Genomic DNA, 14956 nt, shown 5'->3' with positions numbered 1-14956 from the left:
TTTTAACCCTTACAAAAAAACCCTTTTTTTTATACATTAAAAGTAAAAAAAAAGGCGGACAATGCTTTGCTTAAATAATATTCAAAAAGCCCTAGCAGAACTTACAAACTCAAAAACCACTTTACCAGATGTGAAAGAGCTTTTAAGCGCACAAGGCTACACAGGGATACAAAAAGGCGAGGAATTTATTAGCCTTTTAAGCGATTTACTTGACAAAACCGCGCCTTTAAGAATGGCACAACCACAAGAGCTAAACGCTGAACTTTTTACCAACGCTATGCAAAAGGACGCAAAGCTTTGGATAGATAATGCTACCCCTTACTTAAACGAAAGCTTAGGATTAGATAATGCCAAAATCACGATGCGAGGCAGTGTTATAAAACACATTTTAAAAAGACATGGCGCACAAAGCGAGTTAGTTAAAAAAAGCGGGCAACCACCTATTACGACACAAGACCTTAGCGACTACGCTTATATTGTTAATAATGCTGACTTGCAAGGTATCAATACAGACAAAAGCGGGCAAAAATTTCTTATAAGCGGAAAACAAATTAATGGCTATCATATTATTGTAGAAAGCATAAGCACCAAAGATAACGAGCTAAAACTTAAAACAATGTATAAAGAAAAAGGCAAGCTAGAGGATAATGCAGTAATAAAAGCAGAGAGGCTAGCTAAGCCCCATTTTATAACAGAGCCGTTAATACTCCAAACGCAAAGGCAAGGCAAAAACTTAGATAGCTCCTCACCTCTCTACTCAGAAAGTATTTTAACACAAATCCCGCAAGATTTAAAGCAATCACAAGATTTACTAAGCTTTGCTTTACCACAGGGTAAAAAAATCCTTATTCAAAAAGATGAAAGCACAGGGCTTTTTACAATTGAGAGCAACTACACCCCAAACCCAAAGAGCTACGATGAAGCGAAAATAAACCAAGCTTTAGAGGATTTCGCAAACGAGGAATTAGAGGAAAAACTAACACAGAAATTTACAGCTACAAATACTAAAAAAGCCCTTGTTTCTACACAAGACGCGGACGAAATTGTAAGAGCGGAAATACAAGAAGCCCAAAGGGAAGCCCGCGCACAGAGCAAAGAAGCAGAGCTAAAAGCACAAATAAAACTAGCTCAAGAGCAAAAAGACGCGAGCTTAGGGAAAGGCGTTGATGAAGTCCGCTTAAGCAAAGGCGAGGCAATCCCTTATCAACCTTTGCGAGATACGCGGATAATTCTTAAAGATGATGTGCCACCTTTTGAAGCAAGCTTTGCGATTGTCAATTTAGATGATATTAAGCCAAATTTCACAAAAAGTAACACACAAGGGCGCGTAGTGAAGCAAGAAGCAGTGATTAAATCTATTATCAACGACTTTAAGCCCGAGTTGCTTTTTTTTAGAGAGGGTGGCGTAGATGGATTGCCAATTATTACACAAGATGGATTAGTGATAAGCGGAAACCACAGAAGCCAAGCAATACGAGAGATTTTAAGCGATTCTACTTATTCCTTACAGGCAGAGGCTTACAAAGAAGCGACAAAAGATTTTTTAGGAGTGGAGTTACAAGAGGGGCAGGCAGTGGTGAGAGTGATTAAAGACAATGTCCGCGATGATGATATTTTAAAGCTTGCTTTTGCCTCAAATGTCGGACGAGAATCCACAATGGGAGAAAAAGCCCTATCAAACCTAAGCCTTTATAAAGATAGAATCAAAAGCCTACCCGATAATATCGAAAGCCAAGATGTAGAGGAGCTAAAATCACTCGTAGCAAAGCATATTGACGTGCAAAGCAAAGGGTTAGATACCTTTAACGCAAACCTAGCACTTTTATCAAATCTAGCTAAAAATACAGAAAATACCGACATTATCGGCGCGCTTGATAGTATTAAAGGCGATAGTGAATTAAGAGTAAAAATTATCAATATGTTTGTGGATAACGCAGGCAGTTTTCACAACCTTACACATAGCAAGATTTTGCAAGATTTAGAATTACGCGAACATTTAGCGAATGCCATAGGATTTGTAGGACGCGCCGAAGAATCAAGGGCGCAGGATTTTGCATATTTAAACAGAGAGATAGATGGATTTTTAAGCCTTAGTAACGAGGGAAAAGAAAGCGCGTTTTTATTAGATTCTAATAAAATCAATAACCTAACTGCTCAAGCCTTAGGATTATCTTTAGCAAAATTTAGCAGGCAAGAAAATCCTAGCGGTGTTTTATACGAAGTGCTAAAAGACGCGCCAAAAGAGTTAGAAAAGCTTACGCAACCAACGCTTTTTGGAGATGGCAAGGCTTTAAGCGAAGTGAATATTTATGATTTTATCGAGTATCTTATTTCGACAGGGCAGGCAAGCTCTGAAAGCTCAAATCTCATTAAAAATTTACGCGCTTTAGAAGCGTATGCAAAAGCTAACCCGCATAAAGTTAAAAGCTTTACTAATGAACCCGCGCCAAAAACACAAGCCGAGACAACCACACCCGACACAAGCGCAGACCAAAGCCCGACGCAAAACCAAAAATCAAATAATCACTTAGACAACACACACCCAACTATACACGAGGATATTTTACAAGACTTCGGAACAAATTACCCCGAGTTTTACCACAAAGGCGCAGAGGCACTCAAGCACTTACTAAGCACAAAAGAGGGGCAAGTGCAAGGCGCGTTTTATCGCAAAGACTTAGAAGAGTTAAGCGGAAATGGAGACATTAGCCTTGTTTGGGGAGAGATTACAGATAAGGCTAACCACAAAGGCTATGGACTAGCGCATATAATAGAAAAACACCCAGAGATTAGCGCAGAGCTTTTAAATGATATTATAGAAAAAGGCGAAGTGAGATTTAGAAATAATGAAGCTATACAAATAATAAAAGATAATTACAAAGTAGTTTTAAAACCAAATTGGAAAGGCGAGCGTAGTGGTAATTGGATAGTTACAGCATATGAAAACGAGAAAGGCTTAAGTATATCATCTAAGCCTTTTACAAAAGCAGATAGTCTTGCTTTAAACTCAAACGACACTTTACCACTTTCTACTTTAGAACAACCTAAGCCCAAAACAACAAGGGAGATTTTAAACGAGCATAAAGAGCAAGGCTTAAGCGCAAAAGAAACATTAAAAAAGATAAAAGAAAATAAAGAGCTAAAAGAGACCATAAACGCACAAGAGCAAGAGGCGCAAGAGCTATGGCTAAAAACCTTTAATCTTAAAAGCTTAGATGAGGAATTTATTCCAAACTTTGAGCCAGAAGTCAAAGAGGCTTTAAGTCCGATTTTGAAAAATGAAAATATACATTTAGGTAAAGGAAGCTTAGTAAAACTTCAAAGAGAAAACCGCTTAAAATATTTAGACAGGATTAAGCCGACTTTAGAAGCACCAGATTTAATTATTAAACAGCAGGATGGTGCTTTGATTTTTGCTAAAGATTTTAACGACAAAAAGCATTTTACAAGCATAAGCCGACAAGAAAGCGGGAAATGGATAGTCGTAAGTAACGCGCCAAAAAGTGAAAATGGATTACAAAATAAAATTAAAGTGGGTGGAGTTAAATTATATCAAGCGGGCGGTCAGATTAACGCTCACGCCCCTTACGAAGATATAGCTAAGTCTAATACCTTACTTGATACGCATATTTTACCACAAAAAACACAGATTTTAGACCCAGAAGAGTTAAAAGAGCGTGAAATATTAGAGGGATTTAAAAAAGGCGCAAATCCCAAAAGCTTTAAAGAATACGAAGCAAAAGCAAACGCAATAAGGCAAAGAAGAAAATACTTAGAAAATGTATTAGAGGACTACAAGCCCTTTTTACAACAAGCACAAAAGGAACTTAAAGAGTTAGTAGGAGATTCTATTAAAGTAACGCAAGAGAGCCACGACCCTATAAGATACAAAAGAAACTTTAGCAAAAGGGTGAAAAATGGTGAAATAAGCCTTGCAGATATAGAAAGCTTTTTGTTTTGGAAAGGTAATTTTTTAAACGATAGCGTAAATGCGAGTATATGGAAATCTAGATTATTTAAAAACTTAGAAGACTTAAATAAACAAAAAGCGATAAGAGAATTTTTTATACGCAAAGCCGAAGAGTTTAGTAAATTTAAAGGAAGTAAAGAGGACTTAGAAGAGGAACTTGCAGGAAATAATAGAAAACTTGTTTTACTTGGAAAAGTTTATAGAGAGAGATTTAGAGGCATACTTGAAGCAAAAGATTTACTTACAAGCGAGGGGCTACTAGATAGCGACTATATTAAAAAATATAAAAAGTATTATAACGACCCTAATAAAGAATCCCTACAAAGATACAGAGAAGAAATACAAGGGATTTTAAAGATAACGCCTAATAAAGACTTTGGAACAAATTATGCAGAATATTACCACGATGGAAAAAAAGCAGTTGAAAAACTCCTAGCAGAAGCAGAGGACTTTAAAGCAAGGAAGCAAAAAGGAAAAACACCCCCTCCCTTAGCGGAGGGGGAAAGGGGGAGGGATTTTAGCGGGCAAGTTTATGGCGCGTTTTATCGCAAAGACTTAGAAGAGTTAAGCGGAAATGGAGACATTAGCCTTGTTTGGGGAGAGATTACAGATAAGGCTAACCACAAAGGCTATGGACTAGCGCATATAATAGAAAAACACCCAGAGATTAGCGCAGAGCTTTTAAATGATATTATAGAAAAAGGCGAAGTGAGATTTAGAAATAATGAAGCTATACAAATAATAAAAGATAATTACAAAGTAGTTTTAAAATCAAATTGGAAAGGCGAGCGTAGTGGTAATTGGATAGTTACAGCATATGAAAACGAGAAAGGCTTAAGTATATCATCTAAGCCTTTTACAAAAGCAGATAGTCTTGCTTTAAACTCAAACGACACTTTACCACTTTCTACTTTAGAACAACCTAAGCCCAAAACAACAAGGGAGATTTTAAACGAGCATAAAGAGCAAGGCTTAAGCGCAAAAGAAACATTAAAAAAGATAAAAGAAAATAAAGAGCTAAAAGAGACCATAAACGCACAAGAGCAAGAGGCGCAAGAGCTATGGCTAAAAACCTTTAATCTTAAAAGCTTAGATGAGGAATTTATTCCAAACTTTGAGCCAGAAGTCAAAGAGGCTTTAAGTCCGATTTTGAAAGACAAACCGCTAAAACTCAATAAAAAAGATTTTGAAAAACTAGTGAATAAGGGCAGGATAAAATATATTAATGCAATTAAAGATACTTTGCAAAATCCGCAAATTATTTTTAAAGATGAAAGCGGAGATTTAATTTTTGCAAAAGAGATTGACAATAAGCTATTTTTAACCAATATAAGCAGAGAATACAAAGAGGAATTTTTAAGCCTAAGCATAAGCCCTAAAAAAGAAAATACCCTTTTAAATAAGCTTGAAAAGGCACAAGAGGTCTATTATAATAAGTTAGATTCCAAACTTCGAGATTCCTCAGCACATAAAGCTTTTACAGACGTCCTATCTTCAGCCAACAAATCTAACGAGGACATTTTACCACAAGAAACATTAAATATAAAAAAACAACCTAAACCCAAGAGTGAAAAACAAAAACTTAAAGAAAATGAAGCTTTGGTCAAAGAAATCTTTAAAAATCTCAACGAAACAACTAACACTTATGAAGTAGGAATACTTGGAACTAATGAAAAAGAAATTAGAACAAGCATACATAAAAAAATAAAAGGCAGAGATGAAATAAGATTAAGAAAATACAACCCGCTAAATGATGATGCTTTTTATGATTATGCACCCCCTAAATATTTTAAAATGCTTTTTGCCTTAGAAGATAAATTTTTGCAAATTCCTAGCGAACTTAAAGCAGATAAGTTTTTAGAGGGTAAATTTGACGCCATTAAAAAAGAGGAATTAGAACAAATAGAATTATTCCAAGTTAGAACGCTTTATAAAAAAATGCGAAGGAATGCGCTACAAGGAGAAGCTTACGATTTAAACTTGGAAGATTTGGACGCTTTAGAGTATATAAAATTTAATGATAAGATTAATATAAGGGAGCTTTTTGGACAAGCAGCAAGACCAAACCCAAGCGATTATTTTGTGCCACAAAGCAAAAAGCCTTATAAGCAAATGTATGAAGTCACTAAAAAACAATTAGAAGAACTACAACGCGCCCACCCTAATAAAGACTTTGGAACAAATTACCCCGAGTTTTACGCAACCAAAGGCAGAGCAATAGAACATTTACTAAAAACTAAAAGCGGGCAAGTTTATGGCGCGTTTTATCGCAAAGACTTAGAAGAGTTAAGCGGAAATGGAGACATTAGCCTTGTTTGGGGAGATTCTAACTTAGGATTAAAGCATATTTTGCAAAGACGCACAGAGGATTTTTTACAACAAGGCTTAAACGATAAAGAAGCACAAAAGAAAGCTTTAGAATTTGTAAAATCCTTACCTAGCATTATTGAAAAAGGAAAAGTGAGAAAAGAGCAAACAAGGGCTTTTATAGAGCTTGATAATGATTTAAGTGTGATTGCTTTAGATTATAAAGGAGAGCCTAACAATTGGATTTTAACAGCATACAAAAAAGAGGACGCCCTTAATCCAGCGGATTCGCACCAAATTAAGCATAATACTAACACTTCAAGCGAGACTCGTGCTAGTGGCGAACACGATATTTTACCACAAGAATCAATTAAAAAAGACTTTGAAGCGCAGGAAATTACACAAAGCGAGGAGTTTAAAGAGGAAGTGTTAAAAACCCTTGAAACGTTAAAAAAAGAGGGTTATAGTGGGATACCACCAATTTCCGCAATTACTAAAAAGCTAGAGACAATTTACAGCGTAAAACATGCAAAGGAACTAGAAAAAATAAGAAAAAACTTATTTGATTTTTTTGTAAAAATACTCCCAACACACCCAAAATATGATATTGCCATCCTTTTAAATTTCGTAGTTAGAAACGATCCAGAGAGTGCTTACAATAATATTATGCGCCATTTAAATTCAGAAGTGTTTTCAGAAAAAGCACAAAAGCAAGCAGATAAACTTTTACAACACGAGGAACAGATAAAAGAAATTATATTTAACCCCGATGCATTAAAAGTCCTTGAAAACCTCATTAATATAGAAAATTTCCACGATAAAGCAAACATACTTGGAAGCGCAGAAAATAAAAGAATGCAAGAAATAATACAAGAGCTACACCACAAGAAAGAACAACCTAAGCCCAAAACAACAAGGGAGATTTTAAACGAGCATAAAGAGCAAGGCTTAAGCGCAAAAGAAACATTAAAAAAGATAAAAGAAAATAAAGAGCTAAAAGAGACCATAAACGCACAAGAGCAAGCGCAAGATTTTGCACAAGCACACAAAGAACAAACGCAACCAACGCTTTTTTAACCCTTAAAAATCCACACCCTTTTTTTATAAGATAACAGCATAAAACTTAAAAAAAGGGGTAGCAATGGGAAAAGATAGAACAAAGTGGAACAATAGAATAAAAAAAGCCTTTGGAGAGGAAGAGGCTATTATATTTAATAGTTTTGATAAGCGGATTAGGAATAATTACATTTCACATTATGACAAGCTTAAAGAGAAATATAAGCCTAGTGATTATTTGCTAAAAAGGCAAAGTGATATTATGAACGACGCGGGATTTCATAAAAGCAAGGAAATAAAAGAAATAGCACAAGCACTTGGAGAAAGCACAACTACAATTAATAAAATTTATAACAGCGCAATGCAAAAAATAAGAGACTATCTTAAAGAAAAACAAGGGCTTAAAGCGAGCTTAAGAGAATGTCTAAACGAGGACTTTTGCAGACAAAGAGGCTTTTTGAATGAATAAAGAGGAGATTACAAAAGAACTAGCCTTAAGAGCTTTGGCTAAAAAGAGCTTAAAGGCTTTTGTGCTTTTGAAATGGGAACGATACGAGAAAAAAGCTTTTTTAGATAATTGGCATTATGATTATTTATGCGCGATTTTAGAAGCGACTTTGCCAAATAATAAAGAGCCACTTACACGCTTAATGCTAAATATGCCCCCCAGCTATGGTAAAACCGAGATTATAGCGCGTTGCTTTATCGCGTGGGCTTTAGGACTTTATCCACAGCGCAAGTTTTTTTATATTAGTTATAGCGATGATTTATGCAGAAAAATAAGCAATCAAGTCCGAGATTTATTAAAGTCGCCTTTTTATGCAACTATTTTTGGAAGCAACCCGCATTTTTTACAAGATAATGCAAACGAATTTATATTAAAAGAGGGGGGCGGGCTTTTTGTAACCACTTTAAAGAGTGCTTTAACAGGATTCCACGCACATCAAATTCTCATAGATGACCCAATAAAAGTAAGCGCGATGAACTCAAAAGCCGAGCGAAACTTAGTAAATCAAAATTTTAAAGAATCTGTAATGAGTCGTTTGCAAGATAATAAAAGCAATATTACCATATTAATGCAAAGGCTAGGCGATGAAGATTTGTGCGGATTTTTGCTAAACGAAAAGAATTACGAAAAGCAAGTGATAGAAGCGTGGAAACAAGTTAAACTAAAAGCGATAAATGAAAAAGAGGAAGTTTATACTTTTGATAACTTTACCTACACACGCAAAGAAAAAGAAGCACTGCACCCACAAAGACACACTTTAAAAGAATTAGAATTTTTAAAAGAGCAAATGGGAAGCGATGAATTTAGCACACAATACCAGCAAGAACCGCAAGTGAGCGAAGCAGGATATTTTGAAAAAGCTTATTTTAAGACTATCCCTACTTTTGAATGCGCAAATCAAAATCTTTATATCTTTGTAGATAATGCCATAAGTTTAAATAGCAGTAGCGATAATCGCGCCATTGTTTTAATAGGAGTTGAAAACTATAAAGAGGGCGTGCGTTATGTCGTTAGAGATTGTTTATTTGGAATATGGAGCGAGGAACAGACTATTGAAAACTTAATAAGTGCAATGTTTGAAAATCCAAGCGCAAAAGTTTATATTGAAAGTGATGGAGGTGGCTTAACACTAGAGCGATTGCTTTTAAATGAAGTTGTTAAGGTGAATGCTTTGCATAAAGTGCAAGGCAAAGATTTGATTATAAATAATATTTCTTGCTACACACCCAGCCGAAAGATTCCAAAAGTGGAGAAAATCAAAGCAATGCGAGCTTATTACAATACAGGATATTTAGTATTCTTGCACAATGCGCGAGGCTTAGGACAGATACAAAAAGAGCTTTTTAGCTTTAATCCAGCAAAACCCTTTAGGAAAGATGATTGCATTGACGCAATTGCTTCCGCGCTAATGCATAAAGAAGTAATCCCGCCCGCCGCCCCCACATTCTCAAAGCCAACCCAAAGACGCAACGCTTTTGCACGCAGGGCAAGTTGGAATATTTAAAGGAAAAAAATGAGTTTTTGGAAACCACTTGATTATTTTAATGGTAGTAAGTTTTATAGAAAACGAAGCGGATATGAAAGGGAATTTTTCGAAAGGGCGAGGCAAATTGCACGCGCGCATAAACTCAACATTAAAGATTATTACCAAAACACGAGGACAAAAAGGCTAAGCAATTTTGAATTTAAAGAATATCTAGCTTTTAAAAAATTAGGCGAGGGCGAAGCGTGGAAAGCAAAATACGCAAAAAAAGCCCTTGCGGGAAGTATCGGAAGTGTGCAGTGGCACGAAAGCCCGCAAGGCTTAAGCGCGATTATTACACGCAAGGGGCTAAAAGACTTTTGCAACGCCCTTGCAAACTACCGCGCCACGATTGAGACAGGGTACGTTTGGCATTTAGTAGATAGAAAGACAAAACAAAGATGGATTATACAAGCAAGCCTTAATTTAGCGATATTTCTTGTGGCCAACGCAATCGCAGCCGCGCTTATTATAGGAAAAGCCACTTTTTTACGCAAAGCTTTAAATAAATACACGAGGTGGTTTGATAGTTTTGTTTTTTTTATGGCCAGTATGGTTTCAGATTTAAAAAACATCTATGAAAACACCAAAAAAACAGAATTCCAAGCTAAAGCACTTTCACTTGCAAACTCAAACGCTTTTCTTAGAGAGGCAAATGATTTAAGAGAGCATAAAAAATACAGCGGGAATTCTAATCTTATTTTTAATGCATATAGAAATTATGCCAATGGTGATATTTATAAATCTCAAGCACCCGGAAGCGAAACATCAACAACAACGCAGGCTTATAATCCAAGCGCGCATTTAACAAACACCGCAAAAACACCCTTTATTGATGAACAAATACAAAACCGCGCACATTACACTTTAGCAGGAAACGCGGGAGCTTTTGAAAAGATTTGCCCAGATATTCCCTTACAAACAACCGCGCCTTTAAAAAACGATATTGAATACAAGCTAAATTTTTTTACTTTACAAAATCAACGCTTGCAAAGAGGTTATGCAGAACTTGCACAATTTATAAGCGACGAGGATGGAAGACTTACAGGTAATCCAAGAAGTGCGAGCGAATATTTACAGGCACTTTATGAAAACGACCTTGCTTTTTTTGCTAATAACTACTTTACTTACGCACAAAGCAAGGATTTTTTAGGTAAATTGAAAAATTATAACTATGCCTTAAAAGCGGATTTTGACTACTTTAGAAAAAGTGGCTTTGAGGATAGTGAAAAAGTCGCAATGACTGCTTATACACCAACAGAGACAGACACCAACTTTGACTACGACGCAGAGGAGGAAGCACCACAAACAAGCGAGGAACAAAACTTTTTAAATCTTATTTCTAGCTTTGCTTTAGAAAACGCAGACACACAAGAGGAGCAAGAGAGCGCATTTGATACACAAAGCGAGTTTTTTAAAACGCACAAAAGAGCCTTTTTAGAAAAAATAAAAACAAAAGAAGCGAGCGCGCTTGAGATTATTTTAAAAATAGAAAAAGAGTTTCACAATGGCGAAATGGCAGGGATAATGTATGATACGCAGGATATAGAATTAATAGAGAGGGAAATTGAAACTTATATTTTTATTAAATATGGCTTAAGCACAGGGGCTTTAAGTGGGAATTATAGGGATAGGATTAGCACACGCGGACATTTTATAATAAATAACGTCCTTTACTTTGAGGATTTTTTAGATTTTAGTAGTTCCCCATTAGGCGTAAAAGCCACTATCTTAAAACTAAAAGAGGAATATATATTAAAAGAGGAACGTATAGAAAGCGCGTTTTTTTTTAAACCAATAATTTATATCACAGATCTATGGATGTATAAAGATGATTTAATTTTGTTTTATTTCCAAGAAGACAAGTTTTTGCAGGAGTTTAGGAAGTTTATAGAAACCCAACTTTTAACCCTTTAACAAAAAAAGTTTTTTATCTAAACTTGCTAAAAATCTTTAAAAAAAGGAAGTGCAATGCCAAATACAACACAAACAGCAAGCGCACAAACGCCCGATACTCAAAACAACGCGACCCAAAACGCGCAAACCCAAACAAACCCAGATACAAGCGGGACAAACCAAACACCCGACGCAAACGCGAACAACAACGCAGGCACGCCCGATACTCAAAACAACGCGACCCAAAACGCGCAAACCCAAACAAACCCAGATACAAGCGGGACAAACCAAACACCCGACGCAAACGCGAACAACAACGCAGGCACGCCCGATACTCAAACACGCGAACGCGACCGCAACAACACAGCGCAAACCCAAACCAAACAACCACAAACGAGATACAAGCGGGACAAACCAAACACCCGACGCAAACGCGAACAACAACGCAGGCACGCCCGATACTCAAAACAACGCGACCCAAAACGCGCAAACCCAAACAAACCCAGATACAAGCGGACAAACCAAACACCCGACGCAAACGCGAACAACAACGCAGGCACGCCCGATACTCAAAACAACGCGACCCAAAACGCGCAAACCCAAACAAACCCAGATACAAGCGGACAAACCAAACACCCGACGCAAACGCGAACAACAACGCAGGCACGCCCGATACTCAAAACAACGCGACCCAAAACGCGCAAAACCCCACGCCCGATTCTAATGTGCCAGCTTTTAGCGCGCCTACGCAACCAGACAACACAACAGCAGAGCGTGAGAAAGATTTAAAAGAGCTAAAAAAACAAATCCAAGAAGCCCTAAACCAAGACAATAACTTAATTTTAAACACGCATTACACGCTTTTGGGTATTGCTGAACTTTTGGATTTAAGCCGAGAGTTTTTTACATTTTATGGGTATCAATGCGAAAATTTAAGATTAAATAATAATCACTACAACACGCTTAAAAGCGAAATGTTAGAAATATCAAACTTTGTCAATAACACGCTTTTAGATATAAGCACGAGACACAAAAACACCCAAAAGCTTTATGAGACTTGCGAAAGAATACTTGATGACGCCCAAAGGGAAAGCGCGGAGTTAAGCGATGAATTTTTAAAAGTAAAAGAGACCTTGAGACTTTTGGAGGAAATCAAGCAAAACGCAACAGATTTAGAGACATTGCGAAATAGTTTAAATGCACAAGTTGCACAGGCAGAGGCTTTAAAAGAGCAAGTTACCTTACTTGCAAACACGCTTTTACAAGAGGCACAAACGCAACTTTTAAGCGATAAGGAAAACTACGAGCAAGAGCTAAGGGCGAAAAAAGATGAATATGTGTTAATCTTTGATGAACGCTTAACACTTTTGCAAGAAAAAATAAACGACTTCAACAGCGCGTGGATATTAAAAGAGCAGAAGTGCGATGAAACTATTAATATAATCGAAAAATTTAAAGTAAAAATAAACGAGTTTGAACACCAAATGGGAATCGCGCAGGCAGGACGATTAAGCGAACTAAAACAAAGCACAAATACGCATAAGGTATCCCTAGAGGAATTTAAAACCCAAAAAATACAAGAATTAACCCAAGACGTAGAAACCTACAAGGAAGCAAAATTAACAGAGCTAGACAATTATAACACCACATTAAGGACGCAACTAGATTTGACAAAAGATGATTTTTTAAGAGATATAAATGCAGTAAATGCAGTGCAAATCCAAGAAATCAAAGAGCTTTTTATGCAAATCGCAAACAACCGCGCCACTTTAGGAAGCGATTACAGAAGCACGACTTTTACAAGTAGTAGCCAATTTACTCCAATTAGAGGAATATTAGATTATTTTGTATTTGTGCGCGGGGGGAATGGTGCGAGTTTAGGCACAGCAAGTGGTGGAATGTCAAGCTTTGGAAACTATCTAAGTGCTAGTGGAGGTGCTGGAAATCAAAGCGGAAGCGGACAAAGAGGCGAGGCAAGAAGCTCATTTATTAGATTAAGAAATGATACTGAAAGAGTAAATGTAAGTGTAGCAGGTGGCGGGATTGTCGTGGTATCTTATGCAAGCAGTGAAAATGCGGCACTTGACTTAAGCTTTTTAAATGCAGCTGATAGAGAAGCCTTAAGGATTGTTTTCAACTACGCAAACGATACAATACTAAATCAAAATTTAACAACAACTGCCCAAGTAAATAAAGCGCGAAATATTTTAACCATTGCAAAAGCTACGAGCTTAAATGCGCAGTTACCTAAAACTTTTAACAATAGAGAATATAACAACCTTTTAGCACTTAAATGCGCAATTGCTTTAGCATTTTTAGATAACAACACGCCGATTAATCAAAGCATAGCGAGCTTAAACGCCCCAGCACCTATACCACCGCAAGCGAGTGGGGGGGGGGGTAGAGTGAGCTACCTACCAGAAAGCTTTTTTACAGATAATAACAATAGGAATATGATTCTACTTATGCAAGCTTATTTTACAGACCGAGAAGATGATATTATAAGCCTTGCAGAAACACCGGAGAGCGCAAATGATTTAAGAGAAATTATAAGCCTTGCAGAAACAATTGACTTACAAGGGCACGATACCATACCAATGACAGGTTGGACAATTGACCCAAGCGACCCATTAGGAGAGCTTAAATTAAAAACAATTGTTGCGGGAAAAATAGTATGGGAAAATATGAGCTACGATGAAGCTATGCGAGAACTTTTTTTAATTTAGGAGAGAACATGGCAAATGATACTTACAGACAACAATTTAAAGAGGGACTACAACAAACAACAGGCGCAAAACTTGCAAGAGGAATGGACAGCCTAATTAGTAAGGGCGCAAAACTTTTTAGCGATGATGAGAAAAAGAAAAAAGAGCAAGAGGAACAAAGGCGACGAGCGCAACAAAGCCAAAGCCTACCTACGCAAAGACGATAAGTTGGAGAGAGTCGCCGAGTATGCACGCGAGCGGAGACGAAGCGGGATTTACTCCCGCGAGGCGATACAATCTAAGATAGATTCCAATCAACCAAACAGCGTTGCAGAATCTACAGATTCTATCAATCAAAAAACGCGCCGAGTATGCACGCGAGCGGAGACGAAGCGGGATTTACTCCCGCGAGGCGATACAATCTAAAGAAAGAAAGGAGTAAAAAAATGAGAGCAGAAGCCGGCAAACAATATGCAATTATTAGCAATGGCGTAGTTAGTGAGATTTTTGACAACACGAAATATGCAGAGTGGAACGAGGAACAAATACAAGTAATTGAGATAAATAACAGCAACAGGGATTTTATTGCAGTGGGACTTAGGGCAAATGATGATGGAAGCCTAACCCCGCCGAGCTTAGCACAGCTAAAAGAGGAACATTTAGCGCAACTTATTTTTATTTTTGAACAAAAGATTTTACAGCTAGATAATGAACTTTTAAGCGAGTATGAAAAAAGCACTTACGAGCTACAATACACACAAGCAAAAGATTATATGCAAAATCGAAACCCACAAAACGCACTTTTTTTATATACTTTAGCACAGGAGAGAGGGATAAGCCTTGAATCCTTATGCATTAAAGTGATAGAAAAAAACACTTCTTACAATGCGAGATACGCAACGCTTTTAGCAAGTTTGCAGAATAAAAAGCAAAGAGTTTTCGAAGCGAGAAATAAACAAGAATTAGAAGCAATCGGCTTTCAGATAGGATAA

At 36.9% G+C, this 14956-nt stretch carries 9 protein-coding genes; all 9 read left to right on the top strand.

Annotation, left to right across the window (positions count from 1 at the left end; translation table 11 throughout):
• Positions 1-61 precede the first annotated feature (61 nt).
• The 9 genes from A3217_RS08440 (at position 62) to A3217_RS08405 (ending at position 14956) form a co-directional block, all read left to right on the top strand.
• On the top strand, positions 62-7354 hold the full coding sequence (locus A3217_RS08440) for a putative barnase/colicin E5 family endoribonuclease (protein ID WP_066389541.1): 7293 nt from the start codon (positions 62-64) through the stop codon (positions 7352-7354).
• A 64-nt stretch (positions 7355-7418) separates the two neighbouring features.
• A complete protein-coding gene (locus A3217_RS08435; protein ID WP_066389540.1) occupies positions 7419-7802 on the top strand; it encodes a hypothetical protein in 384 nt (127 codons plus the stop codon).
• A complete protein-coding gene (locus A3217_RS08430) occupies positions 7795-9345 on the top strand; it encodes a terminase large subunit domain-containing protein (protein WP_066389539.1) in 1551 nt (516 codons plus the stop codon). The genes A3217_RS08435 and A3217_RS08430 overlap by 8 nt, the downstream gene beginning before the upstream one ends.
• 9 nt (positions 9346-9354) lie before the next feature.
• A complete protein-coding gene (locus A3217_RS08425) occupies positions 9355-11280 on the top strand; it encodes a hypothetical protein (RefSeq protein ID WP_066389538.1) in 1926 nt (641 codons plus the stop codon).
• Between the two features lie 54 nt (positions 11281-11334).
• Positions 11335-12048 (top strand): RodZ family helix-turn-helix domain-containing protein, encoded by a 714-nt coding sequence (locus A3217_RS08420; RefSeq protein WP_066389537.1) that lies wholly within the window; start codon positions 11335-11337, stop codon positions 12046-12048.
• Positions 11985-13985, top strand: a complete 2001-nt coding sequence (locus tag A3217_RS08415) for a coiled-coil domain-containing protein (RefSeq protein WP_066389535.1) — start codon at positions 11985-11987, stop codon at positions 13983-13985. Before A3217_RS08420 ends, A3217_RS08415 begins: the two co-directional genes overlap by 64 nt.
• An 8-nt stretch (positions 13986-13993) precedes the next feature.
• A complete protein-coding gene (locus A3217_RS08410; protein WP_066389530.1) occupies positions 13994-14191 on the top strand; it encodes a hypothetical protein in 198 nt (65 codons plus the stop codon).
• A 1-nt stretch (position 14192) separates the two neighbouring features.
• Positions 14193-14390 (top strand): hypothetical protein, encoded by a 198-nt coding sequence (locus A3217_RS09135; protein ID WP_156471908.1) that lies wholly within the window; start codon positions 14193-14195, stop codon positions 14388-14390.
• Between the two features lie 20 nt (positions 14391-14410).
• Positions 14411-14956, top strand: coding sequence for a hypothetical protein (locus A3217_RS08405; protein ID WP_066389528.1), 546 nt, complete (start codon positions 14411-14413; stop codon positions 14954-14956).

Origin of the sequence: Helicobacter himalayensis (assembly GCF_001602095.1) — a bacterium.
Lineage (GTDB): Bacteria > Campylobacterota > Campylobacteria > Campylobacterales > Helicobacteraceae > Helicobacter_F > Helicobacter_F himalayensis.
Note: the sequence above shows the minus strand (reverse complement) of the source record. Positions and strands in the feature narration are given on the sequence as shown.

Coding starts and splice junctions, on each gene's coding strand:
- A3217_RS08405 (WP_066389528.1), top strand. CDS start 14,411: ATGAGAGCAGAAGCCGGCAAACAATATGCAATTATTAGCAATGGCGTA.
- A3217_RS08435 (WP_066389540.1), top strand. CDS start 7,419: ATGGGAAAAGATAGAACAAAGTGGAACAATAGAATAAAAAAAGCCTTT.
- A3217_RS08440 (WP_066389541.1), top strand. CDS start 62: ATGCTTTGCTTAAATAATATTCAAAAAGCCCTAGCAGAACTTACAAAC.
- A3217_RS08410 (WP_066389530.1), top strand. CDS start 13,994: ATGGCAAATGATACTTACAGACAACAATTTAAAGAGGGACTACAACAA.
- A3217_RS08425 (WP_066389538.1), top strand. CDS start 9,355: ATGAGTTTTTGGAAACCACTTGATTATTTTAATGGTAGTAAGTTTTAT.
- A3217_RS08430 (WP_066389539.1), top strand. CDS start 7,795: ATGAATAAAGAGGAGATTACAAAAGAACTAGCCTTAAGAGCTTTGGCT.
- A3217_RS08420 (WP_066389537.1), top strand. CDS start 11,335: ATGCCAAATACAACACAAACAGCAAGCGCACAAACGCCCGATACTCAA.